The sequence below is a fragment of the Rheinheimera soli genome (genome assembly GCF_021290985.1).
Classification (GTDB): Bacteria; Pseudomonadota; Gammaproteobacteria; order Enterobacterales; family Alteromonadaceae; genus Pararheinheimera; species Pararheinheimera soli.
On sequence record NZ_JAJOYU010000006.1, the window covers coordinates 77,854 to 100,192 of the forward strand.

Genomic DNA, 22,339 nt, shown 5'->3' on the forward strand with positions numbered 1-22,339 from the left:
CACCAGTTAATTTAAGTGCTCACTATGCAGCCAGTTGATCAGTTCTATCGCAGGCATAGGCTTGGCAAATAAATAGCCCTGAATAAGATAACACTGGCGGCTGCTGAAAAATGCCAGTTGCTGTTCGGTTTCCACACCTTCGGCGACACAACTCATACCTAAGCTGCCTGCCATCGACAAAATGGCTTCGATAATGGTTTCATCATCTGGATCTATACCAATGTCTTTAACAAAACTGCGGTCAATTTTAATGGCGTCTATTGGCAGTTCTTTTAAGTACTTTAACGACGAATAGCCCGTACCGAAGTCATCCAACGCCAGCTGAATACCCAGTTGGTTCAGCGCCAGCATAGTGGTAATGGCTTTTTCGTGGTCACGCATCAGTGCGCTTTCGGTCACTTCATAACGCAAGCAAGAGGCGGGCAACTGGTATTTATTCAGCAGCTTTTCAGTATGTTCCGCCAAAGACAGTTGTTCTAAATGACTGGTGGATAAATTCACCGACAAATACAAGTCTAAGCCGGCCTGACGCCATTGTTGTAAATCGACTAAAGCCCGTTCCAGCAAGGATAAAGTCATAGGAATAATTAAACGTAAATCTTCTGCCATAGGAATAAATTCGGTTGGCGGAATCAGGGTATTTTTATGACTCCAGCGCATTAATACTTCTACCCCTATCACGGACTGGCTGCGGCAATCGACAATAGGTTGGTAGTAGTTAATAAATTCGCCATCTTTAAAGGCTTGTCGTAACTGGGTTTCTTTGGCCAGTTGCATATGAGCTTTTTCGTTCATCTCGGCAATAAAAAACTGGAAGTTATTACGGCCCAAATCTTTGGCGTGATACATGGCCACGTCAGCATGTTTTAATAACGAATTGGCGTCCGTGGCATCGTCCGGATATACAGCTATCCCTATGCTTGGTGACACGCTGACGGTATGAGTGCCTAATTGCATAGGTTCGCCAATAGATTGCAGCATTTTTCTGGCTACATGGCTGATATTGTCATCGTTTTTGTAGCTTTCCAGCAGCACCACAAATTCATCACCACCCAAACGGGCTATGGTGTCGGTTTCTCTTAAGGTGGCACGCAAACGCTTGGCCACTTCCTGCAGTAACTGATCGCCTACATCGTGGCCTAAAGAGTCGTTGACCTGTTTAAACTTATCCAAATCGATAAAACACAAGGCCAGAGATTTTTTCGCGCGTTTAGCCTGTTCAATACCATGCTGAATACGATCCATCAGCAAAGTACGGTTAGGCAAGCCAGTTAGCGAGTCATAACTGGCTAAATAACGTAGTTCTTCTTCTGCCACTTTTTGTGCTGTGATGTCAGTAAACACCAATACAAAAAACTCTACTTTATCCACATCACCAATAGCGCTGATATTGATCAGAGCAGGGCGCTCTTTACCGTCTGGTGTATGCACCAGCTCTTCACCTTGCCAGTGTTGGTTGACGGTTAAACCACGTAATAACGAGGTATAAAAACGACGGCGTTGCAGGCTGATGCCAAGATGGTGAGTTTTTGGGCTGACCAGATACTGATCGACAGAACCAAATACATCGGCAAAAGACTGGTTGGCTGCAATCACTCTTTGGCTGGCATCTAAAATTACTACCCAGTCACGGGTTTGCTGGAAAGCTTCACCAAAAAGCCTGGCTTTTTCCTGGTTCGCTCTGGTTTCGGTAATGTTGCTGAAGGTGCCAATGACCCGTTCTGGCTGACCTTCATCATCCACTTCAGCCACTTTACCTATGTCACGGAACCACAGCCATTTGCCATTTTTATGTTGCATACGGTAAGTGTGGTCAAAGGTTTTATCCGGTGTTTGCATCAGTTTTAGCCAGGCTTGCTGATAAGCGTCTTTATCTTCCGGATGCAATAAAGACAAATGCTGGCTCATCGCCAGCGGATTGAGTGCTTCCTGATACCCAAGCATGCTGTAAATACGGGACGCAAACATAATGTTTTTGCGGGCATGCCATTCCCAGGCGCCACTGTCTATGGAATCCAGCGCCTGTTTTAAGCGCTGCTCACTGGCCGTCACTTTGGCATGAGCTATTTTGAGCATACGTTGCTGTTTTTGCCGGGTTCGCAGGTAAAACAACATCACAATCAGGGTGACAGAAGCGTAAGCCATGTAGGCCCAGTAACTCAACCATGGCGCAGGTTCAACTCTTAAGCGCACTGTTGCCACTTCGCTTTCAAGGCCAGTCACTGGCGACACAGCCACTACGTTAAATTGATAATCGCCCGGAGTTAGCTGAGGAAACATCACAGAACTGGAGCTTTGTTCAGGAAAAACTAAACGCTGTGGGCCATCCAACCAGTAACGGTAACGCATTTTGCCGCTGTCCCGGAAGTTCAGGCTGGAGTAACTGATGGTTAAGCCCTGACTGTCATAAGGCAAACTAAAAAATTGACCTGATAAATCGGTGAGCGGGCTTTCTATAGGGGAAGACAATAAATCCAGTTGAGTAATGACAATACGGGGCTTACGTCTGGGTTCTGTCAGCGCAACAGGCGACAGTAAGTTGATGCCCCGAATGGAGCCAAACACCATCTCGCCATTGCTTAAGGTTTTACTGCTTTGGACGATAAATTCATTGCTGGATAAACCATCTTTTTTGCTGAACTGTTCTATATGCAGAGTATCGACATTTAACGAAGATACACCATGCAAACTGGAGAACCAGATATGCCCCAGTTGATCGCGGTTTACTGCATAAACCACATTAGTATTGAGTTTGTTTTTACTGTGAAAATGATGTTTCAGCTGCATAGTCTTGGCATCAAAAGCCAACAAGCCTATATCTGCCGCACTGAACCACAAGGTATTATTTTTATCCAGAGCCATCTGATCGGCAAAACGCATACTAAAAGCCTGGCTTGCTTCAGCCTGGTACAACAGCTTTAACTCTGTTGTTTTTTCATTGTATAACCAGAGTTTTTCGTAAGCAGACAGCACAAGCCAGTCTGGCTGACCAGGCCATTTACCCAAAACAGACCGCACCCCGCTGGCTGGCAACTTTTGGTTTAATGCCGTTAGTTCTTCAACCTGGCCTGTTTTAGCCTGGTACAGATAAAAACTGTCTCTGGTCAGTAGGTAAAAAGGCTGTTGTTGATTAAGCCAACTGCCGGGCCGCGCGTTTTGCAGCACATCCAGTTGCTCTGGCTCTGCGACTGGGGCTGGTTGCAGCTCTTTGTTTTGACTGGAAAAGTAGTTCAGACCACTGGAGGATAAAAACCATAAATCGCCAGCAGTATCCATCGACAAATTCATGATGGTGCTGGTATGCCAGACCGCCTTTGGATCTGGATTAACCAGAAAATGCTGAGTCTCCTGAGTTTCCAGATTTAATAAGTTCAGGCCATTACGGCTGCCAAGCCAGAGCTCTTCTGTATTTTTTTCGACAATAGAGGTTATTTTGTCATTGCTTAAAGCATCAGGCCCAGTTTGACTGAAGCTGCGAATGGCTTTACTGCGGGGATGCCAGTAGTAAGCGCCTTCAAAACGACTGCCAAGCCAAAAACCACCCTGACCATCCTCTTGCAAGGCCACTATATTGTCGTCGGATAAATTAAAATTGCTGTCGCTGAATTTGAGTAGCAGTTCTGTGCTGTTTTGCTCTGGTGTATAACGCAACAAACCTCGTTCTGTAGCCACTAATAAATGATCAGACTGGGTCTTAATTTGCCAGACATTAGGCCCGGCAATCAGCTCTTTGCTTGCTGGAGTTTGCCCTGATGTTAAAAACTGCTTAATTGCCGACAGTTCCAGTTGATACAAGCCTTCGACAGTACCTACCAGCAGATGCTGATCCTGAATTTGTAAAGCTTTGACATGACGTTGATAGTCCAACGACTGGCCTGGGGGTAAATGAGGCACCAGCTTCAGTTGTTTGGTGGTTTTGTCATACAGCACTAAGCCATGACTGGTACCCAGCAGTATCCACTCCGGGGATTGTAACAACACGCGGATATTGGCGTCGTCTAACTCTATATCGGCCAGTCTGGCTAAAACGGTCAGTTGGCTTTTGTCTGTGTGATAGCTGTAAAGCTCTGTTCTGGTACTGAGTAGTAAGTGTTCGTCGTCTGACTGTATCAAATTGACAAACCGATTTTGCAGTGTCGCAGTGCCGGGCAAGGACGTGTGTAAAAACAGCTCTGCTTTGAGTGGATCAAAAACATACAAGCCAGAACGTGGCGCTAAAGCCCACAGTTTTTGTTTTGAATCTAACAATAATTGAGTAAAAGCCAGGCTTTGTAATTGAGGGGAGTCTGCACCAATCAACAGGTTTTTATAGCCATCGTAGCGGTTTAAACCCGCATCAGTGGCAACCCATAAAAAGCCCTGACGGTCGAGCAACAAATCGTTGACTGAACCCTGAGATAAATTTTGGTCCGGAGTTAGTGGCTGCAATAGCGGTGCAGCTACTGCAGATTTGCAAAAGCAACAGAGCAGCAACAGGCCGCAAACATAGCGCAACAGGGCGAAAACAGGCAAAACGATTCCTCTACAGGTCTGGTTATTATTTTTATAGGTGTCAATCTGCCGCAAGAAGCCTAAGAAAATACAGTGAATGGCGTTATAAAGTCCAGCATAGTTCTAAAGAAATTTACAAAAACAGCCAGCTTGTTAATAGATAAACCACAGCACTTGTAACAGACTGAAAATAAATACAAAAAGAGCCGAATACAGCTGAAATTGCCGGTTTAGTTTAACAGAACCAAGCAGATCACTAACCTGAGGTAAATGGGCAGCTCCAAGTCGTTGTCGCTGATTCTTCTGTTGTTGGTACATGACGGGGCCGGCCAGATTGACACGCAAAGCTGAAGCCAAAGCACCCAGAATAAGCAGATGCGGCAAACACAACTTCAGACGTGAAGCTTCACGCCAGTACCGGAATGCACCTGTAATATCGGTCAACATAGCCAACAGCAAGGCAGTGATCAGACAGGCAGGAAAGCTGGCCCATTGAGTTAACAAGGCAGCGGGGCGGCCAAAATAGCGGAAGTTACTGTGTTTATCGTTCCACTGTTGATTACATAAAAGCAGTAAACGATAAGCCACAGCGGCTAGACCACCACCAATTAAAAACCAGAAACTGACCCCTATCCATTGTTTAGCAGTACGAAGCCATAGCATTTCTATCGTGGCTTTACATAAGCCTGTGCTGCTTAAACCTTGAGTCTGGCGTAACACCAGAGGTTGTAACAGATCTTTGGCTCTGCTGTTTTGTTGCTGACTAACTGCCAGGGCTATTTTGTGACTTTGTTTGCGGTAGTAAACAAAATCCAAACAGAAATACAGCAACAGCCCATCCAGCACCAAAGGCCAATCGGATAACCAGTACAAAGGGGCAAGTAAGCCGAGCGTAGGCAGTATCACTAAAGCTAAAGCTAAACTGCCGGATATCAGTTGCTGACTGGTTGCCCGGTTTGGATCAGGATGAACTTTTGCGGCCAATTGTTTGGCAAAAATGCGGAAAAAGGTTAAAGGCTGATAATCCTGTGGCAATAACAACTGGCTGCCAAGCAACCAAATGCTTAGCAGTACCAGTGGATAAGCCGAAAGATCGTCCAGCCAATACGGCATTTAGCTTAACTGAACCGTTTTCAGATTTTTCAGCAGTTCCAGCACCATGGCAGAACTGTTTTTCGAGGCGATTTCTAAATAAGCTTCAAAAGAGGTAGGCGACTCTTTGCCTGCAATATCACTTAAGCTGCGGATCACCACAAATGGAGTATTGAGCTGATAACAAGCCTGAGCTATGGCTGCTCCTTCCATTTCTACCGCCAGCATGGTTGGGAATTGTGCGCGAGTTTGAGCAATACGCTCAGGCTGGCACATAAACACATCACCTGTGGTGATTAAGCCTTTTTTCGTTTTGCAAAAACCTAAGGTAGTGATGCTTTGCTCCGCTGCGCTAATCAAAGCCGGATGGGCGGTAAAAGCTGCTGGCATACGTGGCACCTGACCAATTTCATAACCAAAAGCTGTCACATCTACATCGTGATGCCGCACTTCAGATGAAATTACCACATCGCCTACATTTAATTCCGGGTCAAAACCACCGGCTGAACCTGTATTGATCACGCAGTCTGGTTTGAACTGGCTAATCATTAATGTGGTGGCGACTGCAGAAGCTACTTTACCTATGCCTGATTGCACTAAAACGACGTCAGTGTCGGCCAGACGACCCCGATAAAATTCATAGTCGGCCAGTTTGACACTGGTCATATCGCTTAACTGAGCTTTTAAAATTGCAATCTCCGGCTCCATAGCGCCGATAATACCCACAAGTTGCATCTGCCGATCCTCAAAATAATAAAGGGCAGATGATACCATCCGCCCTTTATTAATTACACCCGAACAATTGCTGGCATGGGGTCAACCCAACTTAGCATCGGATGGGCATGCAAGACGGGCGGGGATAAACCAGCTGTCTGGCATAGGATTGGAATTCAAGACGGGCGGGGACAAGCCCCGCCCCTACGAGATCTCAGATTGATTTATGAATAGCTATGGTTTTGGCTTGCTGATTATTGGTCAGGGTTCCTGCCTGATAATCACGAATGGCTTGCTCAATTTCCTCTGGCTTGTTCATCACAAAGGGACCGTATTGCACTACTGGCTCTTTTATTGGCTTGGCTGCTAACAGAATAAAACGCGCTTTATCTTTTGCAGATACCCTAACCTTGTCGCCATCTGTCAGGACAGCGCCATGATGATTGGCCACTTTTAAACCTTCAACAAACACTTCGCCTTCAAAAGGATAAACATAAGCGTTATGACCAGCCGTGACTGGAAAAGTCAGGCTTTGATCTGCCTCTAACTGCACATCCAGATACAAAGGTTCAGTCGATAAGCCAAAAATAGGACCACGAACAATGTTGCCATTCAGCTCTGTTTCGCCAGCTATGACTTTGACAAAACTTTGCGCCGTTAAATTTACCAGCGGAATGTCGGAGGCCGGAATATCGACATAAGCGGCCTCTTTCATTTTTTCTGCGGCTGGTAAATTAATCCACAGCTGAAAACCACGCATCAGACCAGATTCCTGCTGTGGCATTTCTGAGTGAATAATACCGCGGCCTGCCGTCATCCACTGTACGCCACCACTGGTTAAATGGCCCTGATTGCCAAGATGATCTTCATGCAACATATGACCATCGAGCATATAAGTGACGGTTTCAAAACCACGGTGCGGATGGGCTGGGAAACCAGCAATGTAGTCATCGGCTTTGTCTGAGCCAAAAGCGTCCAGCATTAAAAACGGGTCCAGTCGTACGGCCTGACTTTGGCCCAGACTACGTTTAATTTTTACGCCAGCGCCGTCAGAGGCCAGCATGGCAGGGATCAATTGTTTTAAAGTACGGGCTGTCATGTTCACTTCACCTATTCAGTGGTTGTTGATAGGTCTATTAAAACAGCTCTTCAATCGAAGCAATAGCGGATAGTTTTGCTTTGAGTGTTCTAAAAATTTGAACGTTCCCGTCGCTGGGCGGATTGATTGATGCGGGCGACCATAAAGGTCGCCCCTACGGAGCTATGCTGGCTTCCAGCTGAAACAAACCCAAGGCCTGCGCTGTGTTTTGTTCATGTTTTAGCAGCCAGTCTTTGCGCTCTAAGCCGCCTGCGTAGCCGGTTAAGCTGCCATTGGCTCCTATCACTCTGTGGCAGGGCACAATAATGGTCAGAGGGTTACGGCCATTGGCAGCACCTACGGCCCTTACTGCTTTTGGGTTATTCAGTGCATGGGCAATATCACTGTAGCTGCGCAGCTGTGCAAAAGGGATTTGGCTCAGTTGCTGCCAAACTGCTTGTTGGAAATCTGTGCCAATGGCGGCTAAGGGTAAATCAAATTGTTGCAAGCTGCCCTTAAAATACGCATCAAACTGAGCTTTGCAGTCCAGCAATAACATATCGTTGCTGTGATCCGGCGCCTCTGTATGGTCGCGAAATAAAATGGATTCAATGCCCTTGGTATTGGAAGTGACAACCAAAAGTCCTAAAGGTGTGGAAAATTGCAGTTGTTTCATTTGATTTGCTCCGTTACTGCAGGGCGGGATAAGCTAAACCACAGCTGAAAAGTGGCGTAACTGCGCCAGGGAGCCAGTTGCTCTGGTGTGATATCACCATGGCGTTTTAAGGCTTTTTGCACACCTAAATCACCACCTAACCAGATATCCGGATCGGCAAGGCCACGCATTTTGCTGTAGGCCACAGTCCAGGGTCCTATGCCCTTGAGTTTTAACCAGTCATCCGGCGTGCTTTGAGGTTCTGCTATCACAGTAGCGGCCAGTTGTTTTAAGGTATCGCGTCTGGCTTGTGGCACTTTAAGCATTAAAAGCTCGTTTTGACGGATAGCTTCCGGCGTTGGAAATAGCTTTTTCTCTGGATCATCAGCTAATGGTTCCGCTAATTCTGTCAGTAACCTATTTAGCTGAGTACGAGCGCCTTGCACACTGACTTGCTGACCTAAAATAGCCCGCACCGCTGCTTCAAAAGGGTTCCATAAACCCGGCAGCCTTAAGCCTGATTCCAGAAAGTCGCCAAACACAGGTGCAAGCTGCTGTTCTATCTGTGGCATATTGGCATCTAAATCGGCCAGTTGGCGAATACGTTGCAGCACTGAGGTCAGTTCCTGCTGGCTCGGCCAATGCAGTTTTAACTGCATCACACCTTCTTTCACCGGACTTAACTCAAACCAGCCATGCACCATACCTTGAGGAGTAGGCCAGCTAAAAGTTCTGCCATAAGCATCACCTTTCACCCATTCCATACCATCCAAAGTGCGCTGACGCCAGAAATCCAGCTGAGCTTGCCAGTTTAAAGGCGGCCTATAACTAAGTTGTAATTCAATCACGGATGAGTGTCCTGTCATTTTTTTACGGCGGATTTGGCTTGGGTTTAACAGCAACTGCTGCTTAAAGGCATCGTTAAAACGCCTGATGCTGTGAAAACCAGATAAAGCAGCGATCTGATGCACAGGCAGTTGGCTTTGATGCAACAGCTGTTTGGCCAAAAGTACCTGTTGATACAAAGCATATTGTTTGGGCGCAACCCCTAAATGCTGCTGAAACAGCTTACGTAAATAACGCTCACTAATACCAAGACGCGAGGCTAAAGCGGCCTGATCGCCATGCACCAAAGCACCTTCAGCTATCAGTTTTAAAGCACGCCTGACACTGGTTTCGACCCCAAGCCAGGCCGGAGACTGTGGCGCACTGTCGGGTCTGCAACGTAAGCAAGGTCGATAACCTGCTGATGCTGCAGCTGCTGCACAGGAAAAATAACTCACCTGATGTTCAGCCGGAGACTTTGCCGGGCAAATAGTACGGCAATAAATACCAGTACTTTTTACCGCAATAAAAAACAGACCATCAAAACGGCTGTCACGCGATAAACGGGCTTGTTGGCATACCAAAGGATCCAGCATGGCAAAGACTCATCAGCAAAAACTAATCAGAGTGTACCTTGGCGGCAAGAAAAAAGCTGGCCGGATCCGGCACTGAAAGAAAAGGGTTTTCTGAGCTGGATAACAAAACCCGGACTGCAGGTTGATTACAGGCGGCTATAGTTAAGGCATACCTCTGCACTTCTTCAACTCGTGCGAACAGACATTAATGTGAAGGAAAGCTGTATGGAGCAACACTTTAATGCCCAGCCAACTCAAGGCTCTGATGACGATGAACTGTTGTTTGCTGTTGACGCTGAATCGGATGACGATCAGCGACCCAGTTGGACAGTGCTTATTGTTGATGATGAGCCAGAAATACATCAGATCACTTTATTGGCGTTGCGTGATTTTACTTTCCTGCAACATAAACTGCAGTTTATAAGTGCTTACAGTGCCGCCGAAGCCAGGGATATTCTGGAAACGAACAGCAACATAGCGCTGATACTGCTGGATGTTGTGATGGAAACTGATGACGCTGGTCTGGTTCTGGTGCGCTACATTCGTGACCAGTTACAAAATCAACTGGTACGTATTATTTTGCGCACAGGTCAGCCGGGACAGGCGCCCGAGCATCGCATAGTGCTGGATTATGATATCAATGATTACCGATCTAAAACTGAGCTGACAGTGCAACGCCTGACGACCAGCGTGGTGTCTGCATTAAGAGCCTATATGGCGATTGAGCAGTTAGAACAGCTTAATGCCAGTCTGGAACAACAAGTTCAATCCAGAACTGAACAATTACAATGCAGTAATCAACAATTACAGCATTCTTTGGCGGAACTGGAAGCGGGGGAAAAAGCCGGCAAGCAGGTGCAGTTTAAAATGTTACCACCGCCAAGTTTCCATTGTGCTGAATATCAGTTTTGCCATGCCTTGTATCCATCTGAATTTATGAGCGGTGATTTTGTCGATTACTTTGCGGTCGATGAGCACAAGGTAGTGTTTTATATCGCCGATGTGTCAGGTCACGGCGTGGCATCGGCCTTTGTGACTGTGTATCTGAAGCGTTTTATCAGCGCTAAGCTGGAACGTTATCAGCGTGGCACCTGCGATCATATTATTGATCCTGCTGCTGTTTTGGCTGAATTAAACAAAGAGCTGCTGAAGGAAAAAATCGGCAAATACATAGCGCTGTTTTATGCGGTGCTGGACACCCGGACTGCAGAAATAACCTATGCCAACGCAGGCGCTTTTCCCTGGCCTTTGCTGTTAGAAAAGCAGCATGGCAGCTATCTGGAATTAAAAAGCACCCCTGTGGGTATGTTTGATTTTGCCAGTTACACGAATCACTGCCTGTTAATTCAGGAAAACAGCAGCTTATTTTTATGGTCCGACGGTGTGTTAGATGTATTACCACAACAAAATACAGAGCAAAAACTGCAGCATTTATTGCAGGTTAGTGCAGAGCAAAACGACATCGCCGATTTGCTTAAGGCTTTAGCCATAGATCCAACTCAGCCTTTGCCCGACGATTTAACTATACTGAAGTTAACCCGGCACCTACGCAGATAAAGGGCAAACCTATGACAACACCACAAGATCAAATTCTGTTCGCCTGCGTTGAGCATTGCTGTTTTTTCAAATTGCGTGGTGAGCTGCGTTATACCAATGCGACCGGTATGGACGATCTGGTTGAACGGCTGTTTTCTGCAAAACTGCAGTGTAAACAACTGGTGGTAGATTTAAACCAAGCCAGCTTTATGGACAGCACTTATATAGGTTTATTGGCCAGTCTGGCGCGTTATTGTCAGCAGCAGCAATTGCCAAAACCTACTTTGTTTTCCACTCAGCCCCAGGTCAACGAACTGCTGTTTAGCCTTTGCCTGGATCAGGCTTTTGATATTGTGCAGCAGAGTACAGATAAAGAGTTCGATATGACCAGCGTTCAAGCCCAGCCATACAGCGATCAGCAAAAAGGTCTGATGATCCTGCATGCACACGAAGCACTGATTGCATTGAATGAGAAAAACAGAAGTGAGTTTCAGTCTGTGGTGGATGTATTAAAGCAGCAGTTAAGTTGAACAGTGCAGCCTCTGTATCTCTGACTATACTCATAGCGTTTTTTTAACTTCAAATAAACGACTTATAAGGAGAAGGTTATGTCCGACGTTCAGGCGGTTCCACCAGGCTACTCTGCAGTATTGCCTTATCTGGTGATCAAAAATGCGGCGGCGGCACTGGATTTTTATCAGAGAGCTTTTGGTGCCGAAACCATAATGCGGATGAATATGCCGTCCGGTGCTGTAATGCATGCCGAAATGCATATAGGCGCTGCAGTATTTATGCTCAGTGAGCAGAGTGATGAGTGGGGCACAAAAAGCCCGGATATGCTGGGTGCCAGCCCTGTGACTTTGATGATCTACGTACCTGATGTGGATGCTTTTGTAGAGAGAGCAGCAGCGGCTGGGGCCACTGTGACCATGCCGGTAGCAGACCAATTCTGGGGCGATCGTAGTGGCTGTCTGCAAGACCCTTTTGGCCACTTGTGGATGATCTCTACTCACGTAGAAGATGTATCTGAAGAAGAAATGGCAAAACGCTCAGCACAGATGTTTGGGTAGCAGTGAACTTAACAATCATCATCAAATAGTTATTAAACAAGGGCGCAGCAATGCGCCCTTGACCTTTGTATTCATCGCTCACAGCACTAAAGTACTACCGCGCTTTTTAGCTGTTCCATCTATAGTTTTTTTCACGCCAAAGCCTGCTGCTGTAGTTGCTAACGAACAAACAGGGAAGGGCTGCGTTGCTTCGGTGTTCATCAAAACAATAAAGATAAGGAACAGACAAAGTGCAAAAATATTCTTACCCTCTGGCGGCTCTGTTAACGCTGGGCCTATTATCTTCAGCGGCTTTGGCCGGTAGCTGGCAGCAAAATCAGGCAGTTGGCGGCTTTAACAAAGTACATTTATATACCCCGGATTCAGTATCTTCTATTGGTCAGGGCCGGGGCTTACTGGTGGTATTGCATGGCTGTACTCAGTCGGTAGATGCTTACTTAACTGCAAATCTGGCGCAAGCGGCTGAACAGCATGGCCTGGTCATTGCCGTACCTGATGCAATGAATAAAGCGGGTTTTGGTTGCTGGTCTTATTGGCAGGGAACCAGAAACCGCAGCAGTGGCGATTATAAAAACCTGATCAATCTGGCGACCGCCTTAATGGCCACCCCAAGTTATCAGATAGACCCGAATCAGGTTTATATTGCCGGTTTGTCCTCTGGTGCCTCTTTTGCTCATACCACAGCTTGTATTGCACCTGATATTTTTGCTGGTGTTGGCGTTAGTGCTGGCCCAAGCATAGGCACCAGCTCTAGTGGTGCTCTTGGTCCTTGTGAAACCGCGGATGTTGCAACACGCTGTAACCAATACGCCGGCAGTTATTCCAGTCACTTTACCAGCCAGATTGCCTCTATTGCCCATGGCCGTAACGACACTACAGTGAACCTTTGCTATAACGAGCAAAATGCCACTGGCATGGCCGATTTATACAACGTAAGCCGATTGGCGGGTGAGAACCTGATCAGCAACGGCACTGGCCGCACTGCAGATGAGAGCTTATGGCAAAACGGTCGGGTGTCTATGTTGTGGCTCAATAATGTCGATCACGCCTGGTCTGGCGGTCAGGGTGCCAGTGGATCCTACATCAATGGCAACGGTATTAATTACGCCAGTTATTTAGGGCAGTATTTCCGTGACAATAACCAAAGAGTAAACCGCAATAGCGCGCCAGAACTGACAGATATCAGTGTCAGCCAGACTACTAATCAAATAAGCCTTAGTGGGAAAGCAACGGACGCAGATGCGGACTCCATCAGTATCCATGCCAGTTTTAATAACAGCATGAACCAGACGGTGAGTGTCAGCACAACGCCCAACACCACAGGCAACTTCAGCCTGACCAGCCCGGTTTTGGCCAACGATTGGTATCAAATCACAGTGACAGCCACTGACAGCGAAGGTTTGGTAAGTGACCCTTACAGCAGCTCAGTTTTACTAGGGCCGCCACCTCCAGCCGCAGCACCAGAACTGAGTGAGCTGTCCGTTGTTGTGGATGGGCAATGTGCCACTGTCACAGGCCGGGTGTTTGATTTAAATCGTGATTTGGCCTCTGTCAGTGTTGAATTCAGTACAGGCACTGTCGCTGCCACTTTGATCGGCGATTTATTTAGTGCCCAGCGTTGTGGTTTAGCTGGCGGTAACAATACAGCTTTAGTCACAGCACTTGATGCCGGAGGCTTGCTAAGTTCGGAATTAGTTAACTTCAGCATAGATGCAGGACAAAACGCGACGCTTGATCAGCACATTGCTGCAGGTCGGTTGAACTACACCAATTATGCCAACTGTTATCTGGAATACAGCACCGCCAGTTTTATATTGCGTGAACAGCTGGTTACAGGTAATCAGTGCCGTTGGCAGGATAATGACGCCAGTTGTTTTGGCCCCACTCAAAGTTGCAGCAGCACTGGTGGAGGGGACGATAGTGGCGATCCAACACCACAGCCACCGGCAGATTGTGTGCAGTTCAGCACCAATAACTACAGTCACAAACTGGCAGGCCGGGCCTATAGTTCCGGTAATCCATATGCACCAAATTATTTTGCGACCGGCAGCAATACAGCGCTGGCAGGCTCTACCTGGGGCGTCAGTGTTTTATCGTCCAGTAGTAGCGGGTACTGGCAACTGGGCGCTTGCCCCCAATAGTTAAATTGCCGCTAAGTTGTCATTGAATAAAAACAGGGTAAGACCTAATGTCTTGCCCTGTTTTTTGTCTGAAATGAGCAGTAAGTTAAGCAGTGAGAGGTTGCATAAAAGCAATGGATCGGCTGAGACCAAATGACAAAAAAACAAAAGTGGACTTCATGCACAGCCGGTCCGCTTGATCTGGTGAAGGTTGCAAGGCCTTAGGCCCCGAATACCGCAGCTTGTTAGCTGCCCACTTTGCTTACCACTAGTGTCAGTTTTTTATCGCCAATTTCCATGGACGCTTCTTTATCGTAGGCCAGGATAAATGACGGCTTTATAGTGTCACTACCAAAGGTAACTGCAGTTGCAACACCGACAGTTTGATCCTGCTTTGGTGTGATCGTTAAGTTGTAGCTAAAGTCATCACCTAGAGTAAAGGATGCCGTTTTGTCCGCCTCTACGATCAGCATGGGGGCTGCAACTAACTCACCATTCTTAAAAAAAGAAGTCGAAACCTGATAGGTCTCAGCGGCAAAACAGGCCACAGAGGTCAATAAAGAGGCGACTAATAAACTTACCTTAATTTTCATTTTAATGTCCTTATGTACTATGAAGGGGAAAGCAGCTGACTTTTTACCGCCTTATCTGGCGTTCACAATGGATCAAAGTCTGTGAAACTATGGGGCGCTCTTTAGTTGTCTATCTGATACTAATGGCATTTGCACATTTAGGGAACAAGTGGCCCTCAGATTAATTTTGGGCCAGTTGAATCAGTCTGTCGTATTGTTGCTGATTAATGCCGTAACGCTTGAGCGGAATAATTTCTGCTTGATCAGTGTTTTTTAAACTTAGCTTTAATAATTTGGAGTCAGGGGATAACTCAAAACAGCTGATTTCTTTCCAGCAATAGCGCTTCATACCTGATACCGGATCACCAAATTGAATACCTTGCTCACTGGCAACAAAAATGCGCTGCGGCCTGATCCCGACTTGTATTGAAAGCACCAAAGCTAAGGCTGGCCCCATTACAATCACTGCGACCAGTTTCCCTGCATTGCTATTCCCTGAACTGAGGACATCGGAGATGTAGTGGTAGCCAATAAAGGTTGCTGTCCACAGTGCTATATTCAACAGGATGATTTTCAGCGCTTTTATACCTGCACTTTGGCTTCGTTCCCGCAGTTCAAATTCCATTTTTTATAACTTTCCATAGGCTTAGGCTATGAAAATACACTACATAGTTGCAGAACCAAGGTCAATTTCTGAGACAAGCTTTGTTTCTGTCCCTCAGACTTTCAAATCAATCTGCTGCAATAAACCTACGTTTTTATCTTCGGTGATAAAAATTGAGCTGCGCTCCAGCCGGCCTTGTAGTTCGTCTTTGTGCCTTAAGCTAAAAGGTGTTGCGACAGAATCGACGCTCAGGGCTGTGACCCCCATCTCTTTTAAGCTGTACAAGCCTTTATCTTCCGGGCGCCATAACCATAAACTTTCCCAGATAGGGTCTTGCTTATCGATCAGGCCGTTTTGGTCTTCATCAAAAGCGGCCAGTTCGGCAAAACCTTCGCCTGTGCTGGGGCCAAATAATTCTTTGCCAGAATCAACCACACCATTGTTATTGCTGTCTTTGGCCAGATAATACTGGCCTTGTGCAAGTTGCTGAATATGTTTGGCATTGTCTGTCAGATGAAAAGCTGTAGTTTGGCCCGTCAGTTCAACAGGGCGGCCGTTAAAGCTCATTACCAGTGGGTCTTTCATCGGCTGTTCTGTGCGTTCACTGTAGCTGAATGCTTCGTAGCTCATGGCAAATTGCATCGACCAGCTAAAACTGCTGCCATCGTCCAGAGCTACTGAACCTGAGAAATCTGCGCTGACGGCTTCATAACGATAGGACCACTCACGGATAGTCACGCCTGAAGCATTTTGATTTTCAAGCTGCGCTGGCTGGGGGGTTGTGGTTGAGCCATTCAAGGCCCGGTTTAATTCTGCCGGGTCTACCCAGCTTTTTAACTCTTCACCTGTCAGTTGTTCCAGCAAACGTTTAATAGTGCCAATGGAATATACAGCGTTAAAAAGACCATCGTCACTTGTAGCTTGCGTTGTGTCTTCCGGCTTTGATGCTGCACTGTTTTCTGCAGTAATAACATTAGCTGAAGGTAGCAGAGAAGTCTGAGTTAAACTTCTGTTATCCTTTGTTACAGTTAAGCTGTCATTTCGCGCTGGACTCACAGTGCGACCTGAATACAATAACTGCTGACTGCTGGAGTTCTGTTGTTGCTTGATGCTGAGGATTTGCATTTTGGCTCCCCCTCTTACTTAGGCTTAACGACTGTATCGACCATAATTGTACAAACTTTAATCAGGGCCTTAATCATGTTAGAAAATTTTTTCCGTCAGTTGACGACAGATCCAGACAGCATTAGTTTTCAGCAAAGCATAGAGCTGATTGAAAGCTTATACGATTTTACTGAAACTGCTTTTCAGAATGGCGATAAACACAATGCCGCTGGTGAAAACAATGGTTCCTGCAAGATTTTAGCTTTTGCGTTGTTGCACCGTTTGTCGGAACCACAAGCTTTGCAGATGTTTGGTGATTATTACCGTGTAGATGTGTTATCCAGCCCGGCAGGCTCAGATCACGCCAATATCCGTCAGTTCATGCAGCACGGCTGGGATGGCATTGAGTTCAGCGGTCAGGCTTTAAGCCCAAAATCCGTTTAAGCGGATTGGGCTTGGGGTAGATTGCAGATACGATTCATCGTTGCCTGAATTTTTTGCGGGGTAAAAGGTTTTGCCATAAAACCACTGGCTCCTCCTTCGACACTGCGTTTTACATTTTCCACAGTGCTGTGTGCAGACATAATGACCACATGGCACTTAGGTTCTAATGCTTTAATACGGCTTAACAGCTCATGGCCGTTACTGTCCGGTAATTCAATATCCAGAAAAATCACATCAGGATGATCAGTGCTGATGGCCATCAAGGCTTGTTGCCCTGTGCTGGCTTCTGCCACTTTTTCGGCACCCATAATACGCAAATTTTGAGTTAAGAAATAACGAACAGAACTGACGTCATCGACGATCAGAATAGAGGATTGATCTATAGTCATGCGCAACATCCTTGCTTGGGGCATTTACTGATTAAGCATGTCGTGATTTAGCTAAAAGCGCAATAAATAAACGATATTTTCCTGATAAAACCAGTTCAGCAGAGTAACGGATAAAATACATAAGCTGCAGTGGTGATAAAGCCGGGCAAAACAGTGGTGTCTGAACGCTATAAAAAATAAAAAAGCGACTGGCTTTTTTGAGCTAAACCAGTCGCTTTGCTGCTTTTTATAGTAAGCCGTAAAGAAAGAATTTCGTTTTGGCACTCTTTATTTTAGTGCTATTTATCTTGGCTCTGGTTACTTTGGTTCTGCTTTTGCAACTCTTGCAGCAAGCTCTGCCAGGGCACCAGTTTCATATTCTGGCCTGCTTCCGGCATCCGGTTGCGGCCATCCTGCACTATCAAAGCACCTTGTTCAAAACCAGGGCCTAAAGAGCGGGTTGTGACTTCAAGACCATCGGTTTCAGAAGCGCCATCTATGCCCAGTTGTGGGTTAGTGGTAATTCTGAAGTGCAGGCGTTGTGCATAAGGTGGTGCTGCATCGTAAATCACATAGCTGTCGTTGCCCTGACTGGAAACGACCAGATAGCTGGCTCCATTGTGCTCAGCCAGAGCTATACCTTCTATATCATCGACCAGAACCTTGTCATCAACCAAAATGATTTTCTCACCTTTGCTGTCGGCTTCTGCACCTGCTGCAAAACGCCATACAGCTTCATCTTCTTCGCCAACAAATAAAATACCGCGCTTATCATCGGCAACACAGCCTTCAGGCTGACTTGGCACCTGCAAAGAACGCACTAAAGTGCCTTGCCAGTTTGTGCCATTGCTGTCGATGCGGTATTGCTCAATTAAGCCAGATTTATCATTAACAAAAACATAAGGGGTGCCAGTTTTGGCATCCTGGTACATGCACAGGCCATAAATCTCTTGCATTGAGGTTGGCACTTTGCCGGCATTATGCAATTTCCCTTGCTGATCAATAGCAAAAAGTTGCAGGCTGTTGTCATCGCGTAAACTGGCTGTGGCGATGTCATGTTTTTTGCCTTGCCAGCTTAAGTTGTAACGCACATCCACATTATTTAAACGTCCGACGGCCAGTTGTTGCACTCGCTTGCCTTGCATACTGTACACATCAAGGCCTGCGCGTTTGTCGGTGCCGAGGATCAGGCTCAGCTCTGGTTGGGAAGGATGATGCCAGACAGCTGGGTCATCCATCACATCACCCCGTTGGCTGGCCGCTTCGGTTTGCAAAGTGGGTTTTACTTGCACCATGGCTGGTTTTGTGGCTACAGCAGTCTTCATGGTTTCCTGCAGTGTCAGAGGTTGCACCGCATCTGCATCTTCATTGCTGATATAGGCTGTTGTGCTGTTGCCTTGCACTCTAACAGATAAGCCACTGGCGGCACTAAAGGCCGGAACCATGTTTTGGCTTATCACTTCACCTTTGCTGCTGATATGCAGCAGTCTGGCCGGTTCTTCTTCCAGCGCCAGCAGGCTGCTGTCTGGCAGCACTTGCAATGCCATAATTTCGCCTTGCAGCTGACCAAATGGCTGATTAACCTGAACTAAACTGCGGCCTTCATCTGCTTCTGGCTCTGCCTGATAAGACCAGATAGCTCTGTCAGCTTCAGAGATATAAAGCGCAGCAGTGTGCTGATCCACAACGCAGGCTTTGCTGTCATAAGGCACATTCAATTCACGTATTACCAAGGGTTCTGCCAGCCACTCTTGCTTTTGTTGCAGCAATAATTGGTCAGCACCACCGCGGCCACCCAGTAAAAATAAGCTCAATTGCTGATTTTCGTGGCTCTGATAAAAACACAAGTCTTCTACCACTCTGCTGCTGATCAGTTGCTGTCTTATCAGCACTAAAGGCTTTTGTTCTTTGGGTGAAAAACGCCATAAGTACAAGCTATTGTCGTTGCTATCCATTGCCGCGACCAGCAGGCTGTCTGCTGACAGTGGCTGCAGGGTCAGACGGTTAAAGCTGCCGCTGTAGCTGCTGTGTTGGCTCTCGCCCAGCTTGATCTGTAAGCCCTGACCATCGGTGAAGAGCTGATACTCTGCACCTGCAACTTGTACCTGATGGTAATGGCTGGCTTTGACGTTCAACGCTGTTGCAGCAGAAGCTGATGTTGCAACTTGCTGCTGGGCTTTATCGGCCTGACAGGCGCTCAGTACAGTGCTCAGCGCCAGAGTGATGATGCTGAGTTTAAAAAAATCTGTAGTCGATATCATGCTGTTTTCCTTACTTACCAGTTGGTGATTTGCAGACCCAGCACAAAGGTGCGGCCATATTGCTCATACTGGAAGTTATAAGGCTTACGCCCTGTGTACGCATAATAAGGTTCGTCATTGACGTTGACGACATTAAAGTAAAGCTGCATGCCTGGTTGCACTGTCCATTTGCTGGTGAAATCAACCTGCATATGATCATCAGCGTGCACGTCGTATTCTTGGTCGGTGATATCACCCACTTCAGCCAGATAATCAGATTTATAGTTAGCAGCCAGGCGCAGACTCACTACGTCGGTTTCATAACCCAGGCTGAGGTTCGCTGTTTTATCGGACTGGCTGGGTAAGGCCACTTCACGACTGAACAAAGTACCATCATCAAACCATTCAATATCGGCGGCTGAATCCGTCAGCGTCAGGTTGGTCGACAGCAGCAGGTTATCCAGCCAGTTGCCAAAACCTGAAACTTTATGCACAGCGTTCAGTTCGATACCATATAAATCTGCTTTACCGCCGTTGACATAGGTTTCTGCCACAGCAAAATCAGCATATTCACCCCGGCCAGCCAGGTCGGCTTCGTAGATGAAATTATCAATTTTTTTGTAAAATAACATGGCAGACAATACACCCAGCTTATCGGCATAGTGCTCAATACCCAGGTCAAAATTGTTGGATGTCAGGGCTTCTAATTCAGGGTTACCAAAAGCCGCTTCCAGCTCGTCGTCATCTTCTTCCAGCAGGAAGGCGGGTGACAGTTGCTCAAAGTTAGGGCGCACCAAACCTGTGCTGAAGGCAGCGCGGACTATACTTTGCTCCGACAGGTTATAACGTGCCACTAGGGCCGGTAACCAGTAACCTTCAGAATTTTTTACCTGATTGGCACTAAAGGTTTCGTTGATGGCGTCATAACGGCTGCCGAGAGCATCGCGTTTTTCATGTTCATAACGCACACCAGTGATCAGCTGCCAATTATCGCGTTCCCACTGTGCCATCAAATAGGCGGCGCTGATATCTTCATCCACCTGATAGTCATTAATTTGTGATTCAACTTCATCCACAAAATCATCACGGTTCAGGCTGTTCACTAATTGATAGATGTCGCTGCTGTTGACGGCCTGACCTATAGAGCCCAGGCCATAATCTACCTGTCCACCAGCATAATCGGCCATGCTCAATGCACTGACACCTAAGTCTTCAAAATCTTCAAATAACCAGATGTCTTCATCTGCTGTTTTCTCACGCTGGCTGAATTTAGCGCCGCTTTTGAGGATCATGCTGCCCTGGCTTTGGGTAAATTCGCGACTCAGGTCAAATTTGACATTACGTTCAGTCTCTTTGGCATAGGTGTCGCCCATTTCGACTTCTTTTAACTCATAGCCATCGGCCAAATAAGCTTCTGCTGGCGCTGTCAGTCGTAAAATAGTGCTGCCGCTGTAGCCTACACCTTCGTCAAATTCCTGCTCAAAGTCGGCAGCGCCAATATTAAATGGCGTATCTTCATCTGCTTTGCTGGCACCAGCTTCCAGTTGCCACTCCCAGTTGCCTGACGTTTGTTTAGTACCCAGTACAAAAGCACTGATACTCTGAGTTTCTTCCCGTTGTTTTAAGGAACGGATCAGCGCTGCTTCACCTGTATCGCCTGCTAAAAGCGGATCGGCCAGTTCAACGATCATGCCCTGACGTTCTTCTGTATCGCTAAAACGGCTGTACAGAGTACGCAGGTAATAGTCGTTGTTGTTGCCTGGTCTGTAGTCCAGATTCAGTGCCACACCCAAACGCTCACGACTGATGCTGTAGTCCCTTAACTCAAATTCTTCCAGGCCTTCTTCAAAATCCCAGGCGCCGCCACTTTCAACGTTTTCAGAGCCAAACTTACGTTCAGCAAAACTGGCAGCCAAAGCCACACCAAAGACGTCAGTTTCGCCACCCAGATCCATAATCTTGCTGATCACACCTGACACTTTAGGGCTGGTTTTACTCTGCAACTCGTTATGGCCTGCTTCTACTGTGGCGGAATAAAAGTCGTTGCTGCGATCAAAGGCAGATAAACTTTTGATTTCTACTGTGCCACCCAAAGAGCCTGCTGGCATATCCGGAGTCAAAGTTTTATTCACTTCCACCGACTCAAGTAAGTCAGAAGGAATGACGTCCAAAGCTACAGCACGGCGACCAGCTTCAGGCGCTGCCAGTTGAGTGCCGTTGTAAGTCACCGCATTGTAGTCCGGCGCTAAACCCCGAACCCGAACAAAACGGCCTTCGCCCTGATCCCGCTCTACAGATAAACCTGCCAGACGTTGCAGTGCTTCACTGACGTTACTATCCGGGAACTGGCCCATTTCATCCGTACTTGCCACTGTCACAATGCCATTGGCGTTACGTTGGCGGTTTAATGCTTTGCTAATGGCACCAGACTGACCGACCACTTCTATATGCTCAACAGAATTGCCGGCTGAAAGCAGTTTGATATCACCCAGGCGCTGATGAGTATCTGCAACCACCAGTACCCTTTTTTCCGGAGCTGCACCGAGGTAATTGATCAGCAGGGTATAGGTGCCAGAAGGTAACTGGTTGAAATGAAAGCTGCCATCTGCACCTGTAGTACGACGTAGTTTTAATTCAGGGATACTGACTTCAGCGCCAGTCAGCAGGCTATTACGGTTATCCGTGATCCGGCCTTGTACATCCGCATCGGCCAGCAGGGCCATAGATAATGTGCTACAAGCCAGTGTTACGGCGCAGGCCAACAGGTTCGGGCGATAGTTAAGTTTCATGTGTGCTCTCAGTGTGCTTATTAGAACTGTGAGCCAGTGTGCCGTTGCTCTGTGACAAAACA

General features: G+C 46.9%; 17 protein-coding genes. 5 read left to right on the forward strand and 12 right to left on the reverse strand.

The features are described 5' to 3' along the window. Positions 1-6: 6 nt before the first annotated feature. The 6 genes from LSG37_RS06255 to LSG37_RS06280 all read right to left on the reverse strand — a co-directional run bounded on the left by LSG37_RS06255 (position 7) and on the right by LSG37_RS06280 (position 9,451). Positions 7-4,428, reverse strand: a complete 4,422-nt coding sequence (locus LSG37_RS06255; protein WP_233079061.1) for an EAL domain-containing protein — start codon at positions 4,426-4,428, stop codon at positions 7-9. A gap of 216 nt (positions 4,429-4,644) precedes the next feature. Further along, positions 4,645-5,604 (reverse strand): cobalamin biosynthesis protein CobD/CbiB, encoded by a 960-nt coding sequence (locus LSG37_RS06260; RefSeq protein WP_233079062.1) that lies wholly within the window; start codon positions 5,602-5,604, stop codon positions 4,645-4,647. After that, positions 5,605-6,318, reverse strand: coding sequence for a 5'-methylthioadenosine/S-adenosylhomocysteine nucleosidase (mtnN, locus tag LSG37_RS06265; protein WP_233079063.1), 714 nt, complete (start codon positions 6,316-6,318; stop codon positions 5,605-5,607). It lies immediately after the preceding gene. A 193-nt stretch (positions 6,319-6,511) separates the two neighbouring features. Then, positions 6,512-7,396, reverse strand: a complete 885-nt coding sequence (locus LSG37_RS06270; RefSeq protein ID WP_233079064.1) for a pirin family protein — start codon at positions 7,394-7,396, stop codon at positions 6,512-6,514. 154 nt (positions 7,397-7,550) lie between these two features. Next, positions 7,551-8,051 (reverse strand): methylated-DNA--[protein]-cysteine S-methyltransferase, encoded by a 501-nt coding sequence (locus tag LSG37_RS06275; RefSeq protein ID WP_233079065.1) that lies wholly within the window; start codon positions 8,049-8,051, stop codon positions 7,551-7,553. Next, entirely contained in the window at positions 8,048-9,451 is a 1,404-nt protein-coding gene (locus tag LSG37_RS06280) for an AlkA N-terminal domain-containing protein (protein ID WP_233079066.1), read from the reverse strand. The genes LSG37_RS06275 and LSG37_RS06280 overlap by 4 nt, the downstream gene beginning before the upstream one ends. A 204-nt stretch (positions 9,452-9,655) precedes the next feature. On the opposite strand from LSG37_RS06280, the gene LSG37_RS06285 reads away from it, so the two are divergent. From LSG37_RS06285 to LSG37_RS06300, 4 genes are all read left to right on the forward strand, one after another. Next, positions 9,656-10,987 (forward strand): PP2C family protein-serine/threonine phosphatase, encoded by a 1,332-nt coding sequence (locus LSG37_RS06285; protein WP_233079067.1) that lies wholly within the window; start codon positions 9,656-9,658, stop codon positions 10,985-10,987. A gap of 11 nt (positions 10,988-10,998) precedes the next feature. Continuing rightward, the gene (locus tag LSG37_RS06290; RefSeq protein WP_233079068.1) at positions 10,999-11,496 is read left to right on the forward strand and encodes an STAS domain-containing protein; all 498 of its coding nucleotides are present in this window, start codon (positions 10,999-11,001) and stop codon (positions 11,494-11,496) included. 78 nt (positions 11,497-11,574) lie between these two features. Beyond that, a complete protein-coding gene (locus tag LSG37_RS06295; RefSeq protein ID WP_233079069.1) occupies positions 11,575-12,036 on the forward strand; it encodes a VOC family protein in 462 nt (153 codons plus the stop codon). Between the two features lie 230 nt (positions 12,037-12,266). Beyond that, positions 12,267-14,177, forward strand: coding sequence for an extracellular catalytic domain type 1 short-chain-length polyhydroxyalkanoate depolymerase (locus LSG37_RS06300; RefSeq protein ID WP_233079070.1), 1,911 nt, complete (start codon positions 12,267-12,269; stop codon positions 14,175-14,177). 224 nt (positions 14,178-14,401) lie between these two features. Here the strand turns inward: LSG37_RS06300 and LSG37_RS06305 are convergent, their stop codons facing one another. The 3 genes from LSG37_RS06305 to LSG37_RS06315 all read right to left on the reverse strand — a co-directional run bounded on the left by LSG37_RS06305 (position 14,402) and on the right by LSG37_RS06315 (position 16,457). Further along, positions 14,402-14,749 carry a hypothetical protein gene (locus LSG37_RS06305; protein ID WP_233079071.1) on the reverse strand — a complete coding sequence of 116 codons (348 nt, stop codon included), beginning with the start codon at positions 14,747-14,749 and terminating at the stop codon, positions 14,402-14,404. A gap of 160 nt (positions 14,750-14,909) precedes the next feature. After that, a complete protein-coding gene (locus LSG37_RS06310) occupies positions 14,910-15,353 on the reverse strand; it encodes a hypothetical protein (RefSeq protein WP_233079072.1) in 444 nt (147 codons plus the stop codon). 93 nt (positions 15,354-15,446) lie between these two features. Beyond that, positions 15,447-16,457: an SPM autocatalytic domain-containing protein gene (locus LSG37_RS06315; RefSeq protein ID WP_233079073.1), complete on the reverse strand. Its 1,011-nt coding sequence runs from the start codon at positions 16,455-16,457 to the stop codon at positions 15,447-15,449. A gap of 75 nt (positions 16,458-16,532) precedes the next feature. On the opposite strand from LSG37_RS06315, the gene LSG37_RS06320 reads away from it, so the two are divergent. After that, positions 16,533-16,880 carry a HopJ type III effector protein gene (locus LSG37_RS06320; RefSeq protein WP_233079074.1) on the forward strand — a complete coding sequence of 116 codons (348 nt, stop codon included), beginning with the start codon at positions 16,533-16,535 and terminating at the stop codon, positions 16,878-16,880. Here LSG37_RS06320 and LSG37_RS06325 read toward each other — a convergent pair. The 3 genes from LSG37_RS06325 to LSG37_RS06335 form a co-directional block, all read right to left on the reverse strand. Beyond that, the gene (locus tag LSG37_RS06325) at positions 16,877-17,269 is read right to left on the reverse strand and encodes a response regulator (RefSeq protein WP_233079075.1); all 393 of its coding nucleotides are present in this window, start codon (positions 17,267-17,269) and stop codon (positions 16,877-16,879) included. The genes LSG37_RS06320 and LSG37_RS06325 overlap by 4 nt on opposite strands. Positions 17,270-17,547: 278 nt before the next feature. Further along, positions 17,548-19,509, reverse strand: a complete 1,962-nt coding sequence (locus tag LSG37_RS06330; RefSeq protein ID WP_233079076.1) for a phytase — start codon at positions 19,507-19,509, stop codon at positions 17,548-17,550. Positions 19,510-19,523: 14 nt separating this feature from the next. After that, positions 19,524-22,277, reverse strand: a complete 2,754-nt coding sequence (locus tag LSG37_RS06335; protein WP_233079077.1) for a TonB-dependent receptor — start codon at positions 22,275-22,277, stop codon at positions 19,524-19,526. Between the last annotated feature and the right edge of the window lie 62 nt (positions 22,278-22,339).

What these genes read in the sequence shown, in the direction of transcription:
- LSG37_RS06260 (WP_233079062.1), bottom strand. Translation starts at nt 5,604, where the DNA reads ATGCCGTATTGGCTGGACGATCTTTCGGCTTATCCACTGGTACTGCTA.
- mtnN (WP_233079063.1), bottom strand. Translation starts at nt 6,318, where the DNA reads ATGCAACTTGTGGGTATTATCGGCGCTATGGAGCCGGAGATTGCAATT.
- LSG37_RS06270 (WP_233079064.1), bottom strand. Translation starts at nt 7,396, where the DNA reads ATGACAGCCCGTACTTTAAAACAATTGATCCCTGCCATGCTGGCCTCT.
- LSG37_RS06275 (WP_233079065.1), bottom strand. Translation starts at nt 8,051, where the DNA reads ATGAAACAACTGCAATTTTCCACACCTTTAGGACTTTTGGTTGTCACT.
- LSG37_RS06280 (WP_233079066.1), bottom strand. Translation starts at nt 9,451, where the DNA reads ATGCTGGATCCTTTGGTATGCCAACAAGCCCGTTTATCGCGTGACAGC.
- LSG37_RS06285 (WP_233079067.1), top strand. Translation starts at nt 9,656, where the DNA reads ATGGAGCAACACTTTAATGCCCAGCCAACTCAAGGCTCTGATGACGAT.
- LSG37_RS06290 (WP_233079068.1), top strand. Translation starts at nt 10,999, where the DNA reads ATGACAACACCACAAGATCAAATTCTGTTCGCCTGCGTTGAGCATTGC.
- LSG37_RS06295 (WP_233079069.1), top strand. Translation starts at nt 11,575, where the DNA reads ATGTCCGACGTTCAGGCGGTTCCACCAGGCTACTCTGCAGTATTGCCT.
- LSG37_RS06305 (WP_233079071.1), bottom strand. Translation starts at nt 14,749, where the DNA reads ATGAAAATTAAGGTAAGTTTATTAGTCGCCTCTTTATTGACCTCTGTG.
- LSG37_RS06310 (WP_233079072.1), bottom strand. Translation starts at nt 15,353, where the DNA reads ATGGAATTTGAACTGCGGGAACGAAGCCAAAGTGCAGGTATAAAAGCG.
- LSG37_RS06315 (WP_233079073.1), bottom strand. Translation starts at nt 16,457, where the DNA reads ATGCAAATCCTCAGCATCAAGCAACAACAGAACTCCAGCAGTCAGCAG.
- LSG37_RS06320 (WP_233079074.1), top strand. Translation starts at nt 16,533, where the DNA reads ATGTTAGAAAATTTTTTCCGTCAGTTGACGACAGATCCAGACAGCATT.
- LSG37_RS06325 (WP_233079075.1), bottom strand. Translation starts at nt 17,269, where the DNA reads ATGACTATAGATCAATCCTCTATTCTGATCGTCGATGACGTCAGTTCT.
- LSG37_RS06330 (WP_233079076.1), bottom strand. Translation starts at nt 19,509, where the DNA reads ATGATATCGACTACAGATTTTTTTAAACTCAGCATCATCACTCTGGCG.
- LSG37_RS06335 (WP_233079077.1), bottom strand. Translation starts at nt 22,277, where the DNA reads ATGAAACTTAACTATCGCCCGAACCTGTTGGCCTGCGCCGTAACACTG.